Here is a 15,814-nt window from a genome sequence, read left to right on the forward strand (position 1 = left end):
GAAGCCCAAAATCCTTTTTTATTTTCAACTTTCTTTTGCTTCGCTTCTTCCATTCTTTGTTTGACATAATTTACCCAAACTTGATGGGGCGCATCAAAATCAAATGATTTCATAAAATCATAAGGAATTTTATATTCCGCTAATGGATTTATATCAATCAATTCTTTGGGTGCTATAGGACTATCAATACCCAAATCAAAACCGTGGATTGCTGCGATTTTGGCATACATTAAAACTTGCGGTTGCAAGTAAAAATCAAAATGTAAAAGTGTTCCTTTTGCTGCTCGTTTAGCAAGCTTAAGTTCGAGTAATTTATCTAAAGCTTCTTGCATTCCTTTTATATTTTTATCTGCTAGTGCCACATAAAATTCATGATCGGGAATGCGCTTTAAATCGCTACGGGCTTTTTTCTCATCATTTAAGAACGTGAGTGCGCGCTCTTTTAATAATTGCCAATCGCCACTTAACGCCAATAAAGTGTTCGCATTAAAAAAAGGTCTGATATCAGTTCGTTTATAAGGGACTGAAATATCCACAATTTCATCACGATGTTTAATTAAATAATCAATCAACTTTTGATTATCTGAAAGCAAACTCATAAAAAAGAAATTTGTATTAATTCCGTTGTACGCCCATTGAAAATCATACTTAGATAAAATACCTAAGAAACCTGCAATAGAAGCATTTTCTTTAAATCCTGAAATATCATTTTCTAATAAATGCTTAGAGGCTAATGCTACATGATAATCTTTCATCCAAAATATCAATGAAAATACATTTCCATTGAATTCTTCTATATGACTCAATACTAGTTTCAATTTTTTATTGTCAAATTCTACATATTCTTCAACCCTATCCAAAGTGAATTTCTTTGCATCACTGTAAGTCTTTGCAAGATCACTACCTAAAAAAACTTTATATTTTTCCATCAAAACCTACTTAATTTTTATAGCTAATGCAGAAGGAACAACAGGTCCACACGCATAAATAAAAATATAAAAACATATGTGGATTTTCAAATCTATATACGCCTATCTTACTTAAAAACCAACCGCACTTTTATTTTATCAATTAGCTATACTGCTGCCGATACTTCTCTAAATTATCTTGAAAATGCTGAATATAGTATTCGATGTCTTTTTCTCGGTAGCCAAGAATTCGGCCGATTTCACGTTCCACTTTTGGATCAAAACCATTCACAGTGCTTGCTGGAAGTAGCACTTCCATTTGTTCAGCGAGTGCAAGAGATTGAGGTAAATAGACAATAAAATCAGTTAAGCAAACATCATTTACATGACGTTGCACCGTTTTTGAATGAAGCATTCCTAGCTCAAGATAAGGGAGAAAGGCGTCAGGAATACCGAGCTCCTGATTGAATAATGCCACTTGCTTTTCGCCCCTTAACATTAATTCCAGCTCCTTGCCTTCATGCGGCCCAAGAATACCTTTTTCCATAAGAATATTCCTTTCGTTGAAATAAAAAAGGGGATTGGATGATTGACCAGATCCCCTTCATTGTACGCCTATTTGGCCACAATGTTCATCTAAATGACGAAATTATTTTTTCCAATTTTTCAACGCATCGGCAAAGGCATTCCCCATCGCACTATTTCCTCTAGGATGACGATCTTGGCGAGGTGCATTACTTCTTGGTTTTGCGCTTAAAGTGCGGTCAGATTTGCCGTCATTTTTAACCGCACTTTCATCTAATCGCATCGTCAACGCAATACGTTTACGTGGCACATCCACTTCCAAGACTTTCACTTTTACGATATCGCCCGTTTTCACCACTTGATGTGGATCTTCTACGAATTTATCGCTTAATGATGAAATGTGTACTAAACCGTCTTGGTGAACACCAATATCCACAAATGCGCCGAAATTAGTCACATTGGTGACGGTACCTTCTAAAATCATACCTGGTTTTAAATCGGTAATTTCTTCCACGCCTTCTGCGAATACAGCAGTTTTAAACTCACCACGCGGATCGCGCCCTGGTTTTTCCAATTCTTTGAAAATATCTTGGACGGTTGGTAAACCAAATTGCTCATCAATGAATTGTTTAGCATCAAGTTGGCGCACCACACCGGCATTACCCATTAAATCTTGGATAGATTGTGCTGTCGCTTGCAAGATTTTTTCGACCACAGGATAAGCTTCTGGGTGGACACCTGAAGCATCAAGTGGATTTTTCCCGCCTGCAATACGCATAAAGCCTGCACATTGCTCAAAGGCTTTTGGCCCTAAACGCGGCACTTTTTTCAATTCGCTACGGCTTTCAAAACGCCCATTTTCATCACGATATTCCACAATGTTTTGCGCTAAGGTTTTTGTCATCCCCGCCACGCGAGCAAGTAACGGTGCGGATGCCGTATTCAAATCCACACCTACTGCGTTTACACAGTCTTCCACCACCGCATCGAGTTTACGCGCAAGTTGGGTTTGGTTTACATCATGCTGATATTGCCCAACACCAATGGCTTTCGGTTCGATTTTCACTAGCTCCGCCAATGGATCTTGTAAACGACGAGCAATAGACACCGCACCACGTAAAGATACATCTAAATTCGGAAATTCATTTGCCGCAAATTCAGAGGCGGAATAAACCGATGCGCCAGCTTCGCTCACCACAACGGTTTGTGGTTTATTTTCTTTGATTTCTTTAATCACTTCTTTCGCAAAACGTTCAGTTTCACGAGAAGCCGTACCGTTACCAATGGCAATTAATTCTACGTTATGTTTGCGGATCAAACTGAAAATCGCCACTTGTGCTTCGGCTTCACGCCCCGTGTGTGGATAAATGGTGGTGGTATCTAATAATTTACCTGTGTTATCCACCACCGCGACTTTAACTCCCGTACGCAAGCCCGGGTCCAAGCCCATAGTGTTTTTCGCCCCAGCTGGTGCCACCATTAAAAGTGCGGTCAGATTTCGGGCGAAAACATCAATGGCTTCTTCTTCCGCTTTTTCACGTAAACTTGCCATTAATTCCGTTTCTAAATGCAACGAAACTTTGATTTTCCATGTCCAGGCAATCACTTGCTCGCGCCATTTATCTGCAGGCAGCCCCGTGAAACGTACATCTAAATAATCACGAATAATCTCTTCACAATAACTTTGGCGACTTCCCTCTTCCGCATCAGGATCAGCATTTAAGCTTAATTGTAAAATACCCTCATTACGTCCACGGAACATGGCTAATGCACGGTGAGAAGGCACATTTTTTAATAATTCTTGGTGGTCAAAATAATCTTGGAATTTTGCCCCTTCCGTTTCTTTGCCTTCGATCACTTTAGATACTATAACGGCATTTTTCGCTAAATAATCACGGACTTTCGCTAATAAACCCGCATCCTCAGCAAAACGCTCCATTAAAATATAGCGTGCACCATCAAGCGCGACTTTGGTGTCTGTCACGCCTTTATCAGCATTCACAAATTCCGCTGCCGCCGTTTCAGGGTCATTTTTTGGCTCATTCCAAAGTAAATCAGCCAATGGCTCAAGACCAGCTTCAATCGCAATTTGCCCTTTGGTGCGACGTTTCGGTTTGTATGGTAAATACAAATCTTCTAATTCGGTTTTGCTTTGTGTTGCATGGATTTTGTCACGCAATTCATCGGTCAATTTCCCTTGCTCTTCAATGGATTTCAAAATAGTTTGACGACGATCTTCTAATTCACGTAAATAAATTAAACGGGTTTCAAAATGACGAAGTTTAGTGTCATCTAAGCCACCTGTGGCTTCTTTACGATAACGGGCGATAAATGGAATGGTATTACCATCATCTAATAATTGAATGGCGGCGAGGATTTGTTGAGGTTGAACGGTTAATTCTGCCGCAATAATTTGGCTAATTTGTTGATTTAACATTGTCATACTTCTTTGTTATTAAAGGATTCGATAAAAACGGGAATAGAATACTGGTTTTAGACAACAGGCTCAAATATAATTCAAAAAAATTTCTTTTATTTTTATCATGGCAAAATCAAATTACATTACCCGTCAAGGCTGGCTTGCCCTTGACCAAGAACTTAAATTTTTGTGGAAAGAAGAACGACCAAAAGTTACCCAAGCGGTTTCAGATGCCGCCGCGCTTGGTGACCGCAGTGAAAACGCAGAATATATTTATGGCAAACGTCGCTTACGTGAAATTGATCGCCGCGTGCGTTTTCTTTCCAAACGATTAGAAGTGTTACAAATCGTGGATTACCACCCGAAACAAGAAGGCAAAGTGTTTTTCGGTGCCTGGGTTGAGCTAGAAGATGAAGAAGGTGAAGTGAAGCAATATCGTCTTGTTGGCTGCGATGAATTCGATCCCGCTAAAAACTGGATCTCCATTGATTCTCCCGTCGCTCGTGCCTTAATCGGAAAAGGTGTTGATGATGAAATTCATGTGGAAACCCCCTCGGGCAAAGTGGTGCTTTATGTGAACCGAATTTGGTATGAAAAATAGCGAAGTAGAAAAAACAAAAGAGCGGTCAAAATTGACCGCTCTTTTTTATTCTATCAATCAGATAAATTATGCTTTATCACCAATTAATACAGACTCTAACGCAATTTCAATCATATCATTGAAGGTTAATTGACGTTCTTCTGCTGTAGTTTGTTCGTGTGTACGAATATGGTCTGAAACGGTACAGATACAAAGTGCTTTTGCACCATATTCTGCTGCTACGCCATAGATACCCGCTGCTTCCATTTCTACGCCTAAGATGCCGTATTTTTCCATCACATCAAACATTTCAAAATCTGGCGTGTAGAAGAGGTCTGCAGAGAAAAGATTCCCTACGCGAACAGGCTTACCTTTTTCTTTCGCTGCTTGAACCGCGGCTTGTGCCATATCAAAATCAGCAATTGCAGCAAAATCGTTATCTTTGAAACGGATACGGTTTACTTTTGAATCGGTACATGCACCAAGGCCGATAATAACATCACGTACTTTAACGTCCATACGTACGGCACCACAAGAACCAACACGGATGATTTTTTTCACGCCGTATTCAGTAATTAATTCTTTCGCATAAATTGAGCAAGATGGGATACCCATACCGTGACCCATAACAGAGATACGACGACCTTTATAAGTACCGGTGTAACCCAACATATTGCGAACGTTAGTCACTTCTTTCGCATCTTCTAAGAATGTTTCAGCAATATATTTTGCACGAAGCGGATCGCCTGGCATTAATACAACATCTGCAAATGCGCCTTCAGGAGCGTTAATATGTGGAGTCATTGTTTTTTCCTCTTGTTGATAAATAAAAAGTCATTTAAGCAAACGTTTTCGCCTGCTTTAAAGTACAACACCACGAATGATTCGTGGTGTTGAGAGATAAAGTGCGGTCAGAATTCACCACATTTTAATTACATTGCTACGCCGCTTAACTCGATGAATAAACCTGCGATAGTCGCACTCATTAAGTTAGCTAATGTACCCGCTACAACTGCTTTTAAACCTAAGCGAGCCACATCACCACGACGATTTGGTGCCATACCACCGATACCGCCGATTAAGATTGCGATAGAGCTGAAGTTAGCGAAACCACATAATGCGAAAGTAATGATGGCTTTAGTTTTTTCACTTAATACAACTGCTGTATCTGGTTGTAAGTATTTCGCGAACTCTAAGTAACCCACGAATTCGTTAACAGCTAATTTCATACCAATCATTTGACCGGCGATTGCAGATTCATCCCAAGATACACCAATTAAGTACGCTAATGGTTTGAAGATCCAACCAAAGATTGATTGTAATGTTAAATCACCGTAACCGAACCAGCCGCCTACACCACCTAAAATACCGTTAACTAAAGCGATTAAACCCACGAATGCGATTAACATCGCACCGACGTTTAACGCTAATTGCATACCTGCACTCGCACCACCTGCCATTGCTTCAAGCACGTTGGTTGGTTTTTCGCTATCATCCGTTTCAGGTTGTTTATCGTTAAATTGTTCAGTTTGTGGGAATAAAATTTTCGCAAATAATAAACCTGCTGGTGCAGCCATGAAAGATGCTGCGATTAAGTAAGTCAACGGCACCCCCATTCCTGCATAACCCGCCATTACTGAGCCCGCGATAGAAGCAGTACCACCCGCCATAATAGCGAACAATTCAGATTGGGTCATATTTTTAATGTAAGGACGAACTACTAAAGGTGCTTCAGTTTGACCAACGAAGATATTCGCTGCTGCAGACATTGATTCTGCTTTAGATGTACCTAACGCAGCTTGCAATGCACCACCGATCACTTTGATGACCACTTGCATGATGCCTAAGTAGTAAAGCACTGAAATTAAACCAGAGAAAAAGACGATGATTGGTAACACTTTCACCGCAAAGATAAAGCCGGCATTTGAAGGATCTGCTAAGCCACCAAAGACGAAGTTAATCCCTTCATTACCATAGGCGATAACATTGGATACACCATTTGCTGTCGCTTGTAATGCATCACGACCAAACGGCACATACAAAATAAGGGCCGCAAATCCGATTTGGATCGCCAAAGCCCCTAATACAGTACGTAAATTAATCGCCTTACGATTATTTGAAAATAATACGGCAATGATCAGTAATACTACAATGCCTAAAACGCTACCTAAAATACCCATTTTTTTCCCCTAGGTTGGTTAGATAAGTAAGTGAATAAAATTGTCCTATTCTACTTGTTTTTCGGTAAAAAGTCGGAATATTTTTACTATTTTTCGGCATGTTTGCTTATAAAATGGTCACAATTTTGGTCAGACCACAAGATTTCGCATAGTTTTCAAGTGTTTGGGTCTGTTCAACGGTTGGGACATAAGGGGTTAGCCTTTCGGCGTCTCGTGCACCTTTTGTGTGCATTCGAATAATTTTGAACAACACATCCGGATAATCTTTCAATAAGGACGCGACTTTTTCCACCAACTGTTCTGCATCAAAAAAATTCGCCACATAAACTAACCGCACTTCTTCCACTTTATTTAATGGTAATAATTGCGCCAAGTTCTTCAAATTGCGATCTAAGTTTTCTTGCTTGATATGTTGATGAGTGGGGATGATATTTTTCGGGACAATGCCTTGGCGATTTTGTCTATCAAAGCACAAACTCTGTAAGCCAAGTCCTTCTCCTTTCAAATCAAAGAGAAATTTGTCTGTAACATCAATTAAAGGACGAATTGCGTCAAATTCAAAGAAACCACTGCTATCTAAATAGCAAGTTAGCCCTTCCTCACGTAGCTTTTGGAACAATGGAACAAGTTTTTTATGATGAATGGTGGGTTCCCCGCCGGAAACCGTTACACCACGAATAAAAGGTACCGCATCCATCACTTGCTCATACAAATACTGCAGGCTGACTTGATGAGCGCCTTCTGCATAACGAGGAATGGTTTCTGGATTATGGCAATAAAGGCAGTTTAACTTACAACCTTGTAAGAAAATACTGGTACGATTCCCCTGCCCTTCTACATTAGAAAAAGGAATAATACGATGCAGGGGAACATAAATATCAGAAAGTGCGGTCACAAAAAACGCGGTTTTCTAGAGTAAGTCATTACTTACGAAAGTTTCATTTGGAAAATCACTAATTCCGCTTGGCAGCAGAATGTGAAAACCGCTTTAAGTACATATCCCTCTTCAACCTGTTGAATTTCAGACTGAATTTGGCAAGGTTCACTTTCTACATCACGTGCTTTTAATGTGAAATATTCCAATGCGCCTTCTGCATCTTGACGAGTCGCGTAAAACTGTTCGATAGGTAAACTACAATCACTGTTATCAAACAATGATTTCATATCGAAAGTATTACAGCCTACGCATTCAATTGGTTTTTCAGTTTGAATGGCCATCTTTTTCTCCTTATCTAAAAAAGCCGTGATATAACACGGCTTATTAAGTTTAAAATTATTTTGCAGCAACAAAGCCGACGGCTTCGTACACTTTGGCAAGGGTTTCTTTCGCTCTTGCGCGGGCTTTTTCTGCACCTTGACGTAAAATCTCGTCTAAAAGTGCTTCATCATTACGATATTGATAGAAACGTTCTTGTAAACCTGCAAGTAAGTTTGACACTTCGTCAGCCACCGCTGTTTTTAAGTGACCGTACATTTTACCTTCAAATTCTTTTTCAAGGTCTGCCACAGATTTATCCGTTACCGCAGAAAGAATATCTAATAAGTTAGACACCCCCGCTTTGTTTTTCACATCATAACGTACAACAGGTGGTTCATCAGAGTCTGTCACCGCGCGTTTGATTTTTTTCGCTACCGATTTAGGATCTTCAAGCAAGGTCACCACGTTATTGCGGTTATCATCTGATTTAGACATTTTTTTATCAGGATCTTGCAAAGACATAATACGCGCACCTGCTTTGCCTAAGAAAATTTCAGGAATCGTGAAAATATCACCATAAAGCGCATTAAAACGAGTGGCAATATCACGGGTGATTTCTAAATGTTGTTTTTGGTCATCCCCTACCGGCACGCTTTTCGCTTGGTAAAGTAAGATATCTGCTGCCATTAAAACCGGATAATCAAATAAACCCACGTTAATATTTTCAGCATAACGTGCTGATTTATCTTTAAATTGAGTCATACGGCTCATTTCACCAAAATAGGTGTAACAGTTTAACACCCAGCTTAGTTGAGTATGCTCTGGTACATGAGATTGCACAAAGATCGTGCTTTTATTCGGATCAATGCCACAAGCCAAGTAAAGGGCGAGCACATCAAGGGTCGCTTTGCGAAGTGCTACAGGGTCTTGACGTACCGTGATGGCATGTAAATCCACCACACAGAAAATACACTCATAATCTTCTTGCATTTTCACCCAGTTGCGAAGTGCACCTAAATAATTCCCGATAGTTAATTCGCCGGAAGGCTGCACGCCACTGAATACAATTGGTTTTGTCATTGGTTATCCTTTTATTCTGTAAACTGAATTGGCGCTATGATAACAAAAGATAGGGCGTTTTTTAATGATTGAGTTCAAAACAATGTGTAAAAATGCTATATTACGCCAAAAATTTCTGCAGCTCACAATTTATAATCCCAATGAAAAATTATAATGATATGGCTCTGGCTCTTGCCGGTGTTTGTCAATCAGTCTTATTAATCAGTCAATTAGCACAAAAAGGCGAAGTTGATAACCAAGATGCATTCCAAACCACCATTCATTCTCTTCTCATTACTCAACCCGAAGATACATTAGCCGTATTTGGCGGTGATATTCAACATCTTAAAATGGGATTAAACACACTTATCGAGCAACTCACCCAATTGAATGACAAAAATTTATTAAATTATTGGGGTAGTTTGTTAGCGTTAGAGAGCAAATTAAACAAACAACCTGAAATCAAACAAGAACTTGGCCGCCGTATTGCCCGTTTACCGGAACAACTTGCTTATCACGACAATCAATTTGATGATGAGATGTTTTCTATCATGGCAAACATTTATGTCGATACGATTAGCCCTTTAGGCAAACGCATCCACATTATTGGTTCGGCATATCATTTGCAGCAACAAAACGTGCAAGACAAAATTCGCGCGTGTTTACTTGCCGGCATTCGTTCTGCCGTCTTGTGGCGTCAAGTCGGCGGCAGCAAATGGCAGCTGTTATTTCATCGTAAAAAATTAGTGCAAGCGGCACGACAACTCTACTTAACTTTAAATTAATCCTTGGAGAACTCTTATGCAACTTTCCGCATTAACCGCTCTTTCCCCGATTGACGGTCGTTATCAAGATAAAGCCACTGCATTGCGTGGTATTTTCAGTGAATTTGGCTTGCTCAAATTCCGTGTCACCGTGGAAGTACGTTGGTTACAAAAATTGGCGGCGACCGCTGAAATCCAAGAAGTTTCTTCTTTGTCCAAAGAAGCAAACGATTACCTTAATAAAATTGTGGAAAAATTCAGTCTTCAAGATGCTGAACGTATCAAAGAAATTGAGCGCACCACGAATCACGACGTAAAAGCAGTTGAGTATTTCTTAAAAGAAAAAAGTGAAGCTTTACCAGAATTAGCCAAAGTCTCTGAATTTATCCACTTTGCTTGTACCTCGGAAGATATTAATAACCTTTCTCACGCCTTAATGTTAAAAACAGCACGTGAAGAAGTAATCTTACCGGAATGGCAAAAACTGATTGATGAAATCACCCGTCTAGCGAACGAATACAAAACCATCCCATTACTTTCTCGTACACACGGCCAACCTGCCTCACCTAGTACTGTGGGTAAAGAAATGGCGAACGTGGTTTACCGTTTAAAACGCCAATTCAAACAACTTCAACAAAATGAAATCTTAGGTAAAATCAACGGTGCTGTGGGTAACTACAATGCGCATTTATCCGCTTATCCAAATATCAATTGGCATAAATTCAGTGAAGAATTTGTCACCTCATTAGGTTTAGATTGGAACCCATACACCACGCAAATTGAACCTCACGATTACATTGCTGAATACTTTGATGCCGTGGTACGTTTTAATACCATCATCATCGACTTCGACCGTGACTTATGGGGCTACATTGCGTTAAATCACTTTAAACAACGCACTATCGCGGGTGAAATTGGTTCATCTACCATGCCACATAAAGTAAATCCTATCGACTTCGAAAACTCAGAAGGTAACTTAGGTTTAGCCAATGCCGTGATGACTCACCTAGGTCAAAAATTACCAATTTCTCGCTGGCAACGTGACTTAACGGACTCCACTGTATTACGTAACTTAGGTGTGGGTTTAGGTTATTGCTTAATTGCGTATGCCGCAACGCGTAAAGGTATCAGCAAATTAGAAGTGAATGAACAACATCTCCGTGATGAACTCAACCAAAACTGGGAAGTTTTAGCTGAGCCAATTCAAACCGTGATGCGTCGCTATGGTATTGAAAAACCATACGAAAAATTAAAAGAGCTTACACGTGGTAAACGTGTTGATGAAAAAGCAATGCGTGAATTCATCGAAAAACTAGATATCCCAGCCGATGAAAAAGCACGTTTACAACAACTCACTCCTGCAACCTATATTGGTGCAGCCATTGAGTTAGTGGAAAAACTTTAATAAAGAAAAGGGCTGCTTTTAATGCCCTAAAAAATCAAAGTGCGGTCAAAAACATTTTAAATTTTGACCGCACTTTTTTTATTTCTTCTCTTAGCTATTGCATCCTTCACGCTTAATAAACAGCAATCGCGCGTGATCATATACCCAATTAAAAATAAAGGTATAAACGGTTACCATCACCGTTAAGCTGAAATCCATCATAAAAGCTGTAATCCAATCCACTTTTAAAAAGTAAGCAATGATCGGCACGGTGAAAATAAGTAAACCGCCCTCAAATGAAATGGCATGTAAAGTACGAAATATGACACCTCGCTTTTCTCGCGGCCCCGTAAAGACTTTATCAATAAAATAATTAAAAACGAGGTTCCATAGCATGGCGGTTAAGGAAACCAGTACCATGGACCCAAAGAGAATAGAAACACTTTCTTCTGTAAAGAAATACAAAGCGAAAACAGAAAGCAACACAACCGTGGTTTCAAACAAGATTGCATGAAAAAGCCGCTCAAGAAAACTCATTTGTCATCCTTTACAAAGCAAAAGTGCGGTCAAATTCACCGCACTTTTCATCAATATTTGATTAATTGGTTTTTAATTTATTCCAATATTTTTCGTAAATGTCCACTGCTTCGCCCACATCGCCTTGCATAATGCCTTTTTCAATGTTTTCAGCAGATGGGAACAAGGTTGGGTTATTCGCCATTTCAGGTGAAAGTAACGCTTTCACGCCTTCATTTGGCATTGAGAAGCCCATTTTTTCAACCACTAATTTCGCATTTTCAGGGCGAAGTAAGAAGTCGATAAATTTATAAGCGCCCTCTGTATTTTTCGCACCTTTTGGAATCGCGTAGTTATCCATCCAGAAAATTGCGCCTTCTTTTGGATACACAAATTGGATACTTGGATTTTCTTTGTGTGCTAAATAAGCTGAACCATTCCATAACATACCGATAGAAGCTTCACCTTGAACAAACGGCACTTCTGGCGAATCAGAGTTAAAGGTCACTACATTTGGTAACAATTTCAGTAAGCGCTCATAAGCGGCTTTAATGTCTTCTTCATTCTTAGTGTTCGGTGATTTACCATCTAAAAGTAATGCAATGTGGAACACTTCACGCGCATCACTGGTTAATAACACTTTGCCTTTGTATTCTGGATTCCAAAAATCAGCCCAACTCGTAATTTTGCTTGGGTCAATATCATCCGCGTTCACACCGATACCAGTTAAGCCATAAACGTAAGGCAGAGAATATTTGTTATTTGGGTCAAATTCCTTGTTTAATAAATTTGCTGGAATTTGTTTAAAATTACTTAATTTGCTGTGATCAAGCTCTTGCAACATGCCTTCTTTCGCCATTTTATTGACGTAATAGCTTGATGGGAAAACTAAATCATAACCACTGCCGGTACTAGAGGTCAGCTTTAATTTAGCATACATTTCTTCATTACTTTCAAATGTCGAATAAATCACTTCAATGCCGGTTTCTTTAGTAAATTCCGCAACCAAATTAGATGGCACATAGTCAGTCCAGTTATAAACATAAAGTTTTTCAGCAGCAAATGCCACAGAGGTTGCGACGAATGCGACGGCAGACAGACAAAGTGATTTAATGTATTGAACAGCATTTTTTTTCAATTTATTGACCTCCTCAGGACAATCAAAATAAACCTTAAGTAATCGTTTACCTATGTAAACTTGGGGAGTATAGCACCTTTTTTGCAAAAGGTTTGACATATTTTCCCATCAGGGTAAGATTTCTCTCATCTCTATTTTATGTTAATCAATCATCAACTATGCTCGAATTTGCTCATCAAGAACACGTCAAATCTTATTATCTCGATAGTCGAAATCAAACCTTTGAACTGCCGCCTCTCACTCAGCAAGAAGAAGCGGATATTTGTGTCATCGGGGCGGGTTTCTTTGGCTTATCTGCTGCCCTTGAATTAGCGGAAAAAGGCAAAAAAGTGATTGTGCTAGAAGGTGCGAGAGTCGGATTCGGCGCATCTGGTAGAAGTGGTGGTCAAGCCATCAACGGTTTTGAAGAAGGCATTGATGAATATATTGCTCAAGTAGGCTTTGATAAAGCGAAAAAACTTTGGGATATGTCGCTAGAAGCCATTGATATTATTGATGAACGCATTGCTAAATATGGTATTCAATGTGATTGGAAAAAAGGCTATGCCACATTGGCTTTAAATGAACGTCGTATGGACGATCTCATTGAAATGGAAAAAGCTAGCCACGCAACTTTTGGCTATGACAAGATGCAACTTTGGGATAAAGCCAAACTGAAACAACATTTAGGCAGTGATATTTATGTGGGCGGTTTATACGATAGTAATTCTGGTCATTTACACCCATTAAACTATTGCTTAGGCTTAGCAAAAGCTTGCTTGGATTTAGGCGTGCAGATTTATGAACAATCGCCTGTTGTGGATTTAGTAGAAAAATCAGGTTGTATTGAAGTCAAAACCGATAAAAGTGCGGTCATTTCTCAAGATGTTATTTTAGCCACCAACGCTTATATTGATGCGCTACCAAAATCCATTCATCGCGGCATTAATCGTAAAATTTTGCCAGTAGAAAGTTTTATTATTGCGACCGAACCTTTAGATCAAGCCACGGCTGACTCCGTGATCAATAACGGCATGTCTGTTTGCGATAACAATATCTTGCTTGATTATTATCGTTTGAGTGCAGATAACCGTTTGTTATTTGGTAGTGACTCGAGCTCAGAAAAAGATATGGTGCAAATTATGCGTGGCAATATGTTGCATGTCTTCCCACAGTTAGAAAATGTCAAAATTGACTATGGCTGGGCAGGGCCAATTGATATGACACTGAACGCAAGCCCGCATTTTGGTCGTATCTCACCGCATATTTACTTTGCACAAGGTTACTCGGGGCATGGCGTCGCACTCACTGGGCTTGCAGGACGCATTATTGCAGAAGCGATTTTAGGTAATGACGAACGTTTGAGAATTTTTGAAGAACTGAAAGTCCCATCGTTTTACGGTGGCAAACGCCTCAAAAACTTAGCCACCAAGATCGGCGTGCAATATTACAAATTCCTCGATCGCTATCGTTAATCCAAGAAAAGCAAAAGGCGTGTTTAATACACGCCTTTATTGTTTCGATAACATTAAGGTTTAATGTCTCGTAAAATAGGATTTTGCATGGAAATCAGAGTTTCCGTTGATTGAATTTCATCAATTAACTGGATCTTAGTCGCCAATACGGAATGTAATTCAGCAATGGTGTGTGTCATCACTTTGATAAAAATAGAATAATTTCCCGTGGTGTAATAGGCTTCCACCACTTCATCAAAGGTGTCTAGCTTTTTAATCACTTTTTCGTAATCTTTTGCGCTTTTCAAAATAATGCCAATAAAACAGCACACATCATAACCCAGTTTACGCTCATCAATAATCGCTTTTGTGCCTTCAATCAAACCAGACTGACGCATTTTCTCTACGCGAACATGAATTGTACCAGGGCTCACGCCAAAGTTTTTCGCCATTTCAGCATAAGGTGTACGTGCATCTTTTGTCAGTACTCGGAGAATTTGGCGATCAAGTGTATCGATATTGTTCATAAAACACTCCCTATTAGATCTTTTTTAAAATATCTTCTTTATTTTTGATAATATTCAACATTTAAAACAATGTAAAGAAATTACTTGAAACAAATTGCAATTTTATTGAATAATGCACAACAAATCTTACCAGTTATTATAAAAAGAAGGATAAATATGAAAAAGACGTTTATTTTGCAACAACAAGAAATTAGCTTTGTGAAGAACACCTTTACTCAAAACTTGATTGAACAACTTGGCATTATCGAAGTACAAGGTCCAATTCTTAGTGAAGTTGGCAACGGTATGCAAGATAACTTATCAGGCATTGAGAAAGCGGTTCAAGTAAACGTGAAATGCATCCCAAATGCGGTTTATGAAGTGGTTCACTCATTAGCAAAATGGAAACGTCACACTTTAGCACGTTTCCACTTTAAAGAAGGCGAAGGCTTATTTGTGCACATGAAAGCATTACGTCCAGATGAAGATTCATTGGATCAAACTCACTCTGTTTATGTGGACCAATGGGACTGGGAAAAAGTGATTCCTGAAGGTCGTCGTAACTTTGCTTATTTAAAAGAAACGGTACGTTCTATCTATCGTGCAATCCGTTTAACTGAATTAGCGGTAGAAGCGCGCTTTGATATCCCATCAAGCTTACCAAAAGAAATCACCTTCGTTCACAGTGAAGATTTAGTGAAACGCTACCCAGATTTAAGCAGTAAAGAACGTGAAAACGCCATTTGTAAAGAATATGGCGCCGTGTTCTTAATTGGTATCGGTGGCAAATTATCAGACGGTAAACCACATGATGGCCGTGCACCAGACTATGATGACTGGACAACTGAATCTGAAAACGGCTACAAAGGCTTAAACGGTGATATTTTAGTGTGGAACGCTGAGTTAGGTAAAGCGTTTGAGCTTTCTTCAATGGGTATTCGTGTGGATGAATCAGCATTACGTTTACAAGTTGGTTTAACCGGTGATGAAAATCGCTTAAAAATGGATTGGCACCAAGATTTATTAAACGGCAAATTACCTCTCACCATCGGTGGTGGTATCGGTCAATCTCGTATGGCTATGCTTTTGCTTCACAAAAAACACATTGGTGAAGTGCAATCAAGTGTATGGCCAAAAGAAATGTTAGAACAATATCAACATATTCTTTAATCAAAAGAGAAAATAAAAAGTGCGGTGAAAATTC

Annotated in this window: 16 protein-coding genes; 5 read left to right on the forward strand and 11 right to left on the reverse strand. The window is 39.4% G+C overall.

Features of this window, described 5'->3' with window-relative positions:
* The 3 genes from ADA56_RS05415 to ADA56_RS05425 form a co-directional block, all read right to left on the reverse strand.
* Nucleotides 1–929 (reverse strand): Imm49 family immunity protein (locus ADA56_RS05415; RefSeq protein WP_049369744.1); only part of this gene is annotated, 929 nt, incomplete at its 3' end.
* Nucleotides 930–1,071: 142 nt separating this feature from the next.
* Nucleotides 1,072–1,455 (reverse strand): hypothetical protein, encoded by a 384-nt coding sequence (locus ADA56_RS05420; RefSeq protein ID WP_005694761.1) that lies wholly within the window; start codon nucleotides 1,453–1,455, stop codon nucleotides 1,072–1,074.
* Between the two features lie 102 nt (nucleotides 1,456–1,557).
* Nucleotides 1,558–3,870, reverse strand: a complete 2,313-nt coding sequence (locus ADA56_RS05425) for a Tex family protein (RefSeq protein ID WP_049369745.1) — start codon at nucleotides 3,868–3,870, stop codon at nucleotides 1,558–1,560.
* A gap of 106 nt (nucleotides 3,871–3,976) precedes the next feature.
* On the opposite strand from ADA56_RS05425, the gene greB reads away from it, so the two are divergent.
* Nucleotides 3,977–4,453, forward strand: a complete 477-nt coding sequence (greB, locus tag ADA56_RS05430) for a transcription elongation factor GreB (RefSeq protein ID WP_005697419.1) — start codon at nucleotides 3,977–3,979, stop codon at nucleotides 4,451–4,453.
* Nucleotides 4,454–4,519: 66 nt separating this feature from the next.
* On the opposite strand, the gene deoD is transcribed toward greB, so the two are convergent.
* The 5 genes from deoD to trpS all read right to left on the reverse strand — a co-directional run bounded on the left by deoD (nucleotide 4,520) and on the right by trpS (nucleotide 8,890).
* Nucleotides 4,520–5,236: a purine-nucleoside phosphorylase gene (deoD, locus tag ADA56_RS05435; RefSeq protein WP_014064632.1), complete on the reverse strand. Its 717-nt coding sequence runs from the start codon at nucleotides 5,234–5,236 to the stop codon at nucleotides 4,520–4,522.
* A 128-nt stretch (nucleotides 5,237–5,364) separates the two neighbouring features.
* On the reverse strand, nucleotides 5,365–6,612 hold the full coding sequence (locus tag ADA56_RS05440) for a NupC/NupG family nucleoside CNT transporter (RefSeq protein WP_049369746.1): 1,248 nt from the start codon (nucleotides 6,610–6,612) through the stop codon (nucleotides 5,365–5,367).
* A gap of 106 nt (nucleotides 6,613–6,718) precedes the next feature.
* Nucleotides 6,719–7,507: a 4Fe-4S cluster-binding domain-containing protein gene (locus tag ADA56_RS05445; RefSeq protein ID WP_049369747.1), complete on the reverse strand. Its 789-nt coding sequence runs from the start codon at nucleotides 7,505–7,507 to the stop codon at nucleotides 6,719–6,721.
* A gap of 32 nt (nucleotides 7,508–7,539) precedes the next feature.
* Complete coding sequence (locus tag ADA56_RS05450; protein WP_049369748.1) at nucleotides 7,540–7,830, reverse strand: YfcZ/YiiS family protein; 291 nt, start codon at nucleotides 7,828–7,830, stop codon at nucleotides 7,540–7,542.
* A gap of 55 nt (nucleotides 7,831–7,885) precedes the next feature.
* Nucleotides 7,886–8,890 (reverse strand): tryptophan--tRNA ligase, encoded by a 1,005-nt coding sequence (gene trpS, locus ADA56_RS05455; protein ID WP_049369749.1) that lies wholly within the window; start codon nucleotides 8,888–8,890, stop codon nucleotides 7,886–7,888.
* A gap of 140 nt (nucleotides 8,891–9,030) precedes the next feature.
* Here trpS and hflD point away from each other — a divergent pair, with 140 nt between their 5' ends.
* Together hflD and purB are read left to right on the forward strand one after the other, a co-directional pair.
* Nucleotides 9,031–9,654 (forward strand): high frequency lysogenization protein HflD, encoded by a 624-nt coding sequence (gene hflD / locus ADA56_RS05460; protein ID WP_049369750.1) that lies wholly within the window; start codon nucleotides 9,031–9,033, stop codon nucleotides 9,652–9,654.
* Nucleotides 9,655–9,670: 16 nt separating this feature from the next.
* Nucleotides 9,671–11,038 carry an adenylosuccinate lyase gene (gene purB, locus ADA56_RS05465; RefSeq protein ID WP_049369751.1) on the forward strand — a complete coding sequence of 456 codons (1,368 nt, stop codon included), beginning with the start codon at nucleotides 9,671–9,673 and terminating at the stop codon, nucleotides 11,036–11,038.
* Between the two features lie 90 nt (nucleotides 11,039–11,128).
* Here the strand turns inward: purB and ADA56_RS05470 are convergent, their stop codons facing one another.
* Both ADA56_RS05470 and ADA56_RS05475 read right to left on the reverse strand, forming a co-directional pair.
* Nucleotides 11,129–11,554 carry a PACE efflux transporter gene (locus ADA56_RS05470; RefSeq protein ID WP_049369752.1) on the reverse strand — a complete coding sequence of 142 codons (426 nt, stop codon included), beginning with the start codon at nucleotides 11,552–11,554 and terminating at the stop codon, nucleotides 11,129–11,131.
* Between the two features lie 61 nt (nucleotides 11,555–11,615).
* Nucleotides 11,616–12,671 carry an extracellular solute-binding protein gene (locus ADA56_RS05475; RefSeq protein ID WP_049369753.1) on the reverse strand — a complete coding sequence of 352 codons (1,056 nt, stop codon included), beginning with the start codon at nucleotides 12,669–12,671 and terminating at the stop codon, nucleotides 11,616–11,618.
* 158 nt (nucleotides 12,672–12,829) lie between these two features.
* On the opposite strand from ADA56_RS05475, the gene ADA56_RS05480 reads away from it, so the two are divergent.
* Nucleotides 12,830–14,125, forward strand: a complete 1,296-nt coding sequence (locus ADA56_RS05480) for an NAD(P)/FAD-dependent oxidoreductase (protein WP_049369754.1) — start codon at nucleotides 12,830–12,832, stop codon at nucleotides 14,123–14,125.
* Between the two features lie 53 nt (nucleotides 14,126–14,178).
* On the opposite strand, the gene asnC is transcribed toward ADA56_RS05480, so the two are convergent.
* Nucleotides 14,179–14,631, reverse strand: coding sequence for a transcriptional regulator AsnC (asnC, locus tag ADA56_RS05485; RefSeq protein ID WP_005697406.1), 453 nt, complete (start codon nucleotides 14,629–14,631; stop codon nucleotides 14,179–14,181).
* A 156-nt stretch (nucleotides 14,632–14,787) separates the two neighbouring features.
* Here asnC and asnA point away from each other — a divergent pair, with 156 nt between their 5' ends.
* The gene (gene asnA, locus ADA56_RS05490) at nucleotides 14,788–15,780 is read left to right on the forward strand and encodes an aspartate--ammonia ligase (RefSeq protein ID WP_049369755.1); all 993 of its coding nucleotides are present in this window, start codon (nucleotides 14,788–14,790) and stop codon (nucleotides 15,778–15,780) included.
* The last annotated feature ends 34 nt before the right edge of the window (nucleotides 15,781–15,814 follow it).

The sequence above is a fragment of the Parahaemophilus parainfluenzae genome (genome assembly GCF_001055095.1).
Lineage (GTDB): Bacteria > Pseudomonadota > Gammaproteobacteria > Enterobacterales > Pasteurellaceae > Haemophilus_D > Haemophilus_D parainfluenzae_Z.

What these genes read in the sequence shown, in the direction of transcription:
- ADA56_RS05420 (WP_005694761.1), bottom strand. Translation starts at nt 1,455, where the DNA reads ATGGAAAAAGGTATTCTTGGGCCGCATGAAGGCAAGGAGCTGGAATTA.
- ADA56_RS05425 (WP_049369745.1), bottom strand. Translation starts at nt 3,870, where the DNA reads ATGTTAAATCAACAAATTAGCCAAATTATTGCGGCAGAATTAACCGTT.
- greB (WP_005697419.1), top strand. Translation starts at nt 3,977, where the DNA reads ATGGCAAAATCAAATTACATTACCCGTCAAGGCTGGCTTGCCCTTGAC.
- deoD (WP_014064632.1), bottom strand. Translation starts at nt 5,236, where the DNA reads ATGACTCCACATATTAACGCTCCTGAAGGCGCATTTGCAGATGTTGTA.
- ADA56_RS05440 (WP_049369746.1), bottom strand. Translation starts at nt 6,612, where the DNA reads ATGGGTATTTTAGGTAGCGTTTTAGGCATTGTAGTATTACTGATCATT.
- ADA56_RS05450 (WP_049369748.1), bottom strand. Translation starts at nt 7,830, where the DNA reads ATGGCCATTCAAACTGAAAAACCAATTGAATGCGTAGGCTGTAATACT.
- trpS (WP_049369749.1), bottom strand. Translation starts at nt 8,890, where the DNA reads ATGACAAAACCAATTGTATTCAGTGGCGTGCAGCCTTCCGGCGAATTA.
- hflD (WP_049369750.1), top strand. Translation starts at nt 9,031, where the DNA reads ATGAAAAATTATAATGATATGGCTCTGGCTCTTGCCGGTGTTTGTCAA.
- purB (WP_049369751.1), top strand. Translation starts at nt 9,671, where the DNA reads ATGCAACTTTCCGCATTAACCGCTCTTTCCCCGATTGACGGTCGTTAT.
- ADA56_RS05470 (WP_049369752.1), bottom strand. Translation starts at nt 11,554, where the DNA reads ATGAGTTTTCTTGAGCGGCTTTTTCATGCAATCTTGTTTGAAACCACG.
- ADA56_RS05480 (WP_049369754.1), top strand. Translation starts at nt 12,830, where the DNA reads ATGCTCGAATTTGCTCATCAAGAACACGTCAAATCTTATTATCTCGAT.
- asnC (WP_005697406.1), bottom strand. Translation starts at nt 14,631, where the DNA reads ATGAACAATATCGATACACTTGATCGCCAAATTCTCCGAGTACTGACA.
- asnA (WP_049369755.1), top strand. Translation starts at nt 14,788, where the DNA reads ATGAAAAAGACGTTTATTTTGCAACAACAAGAAATTAGCTTTGTGAAG.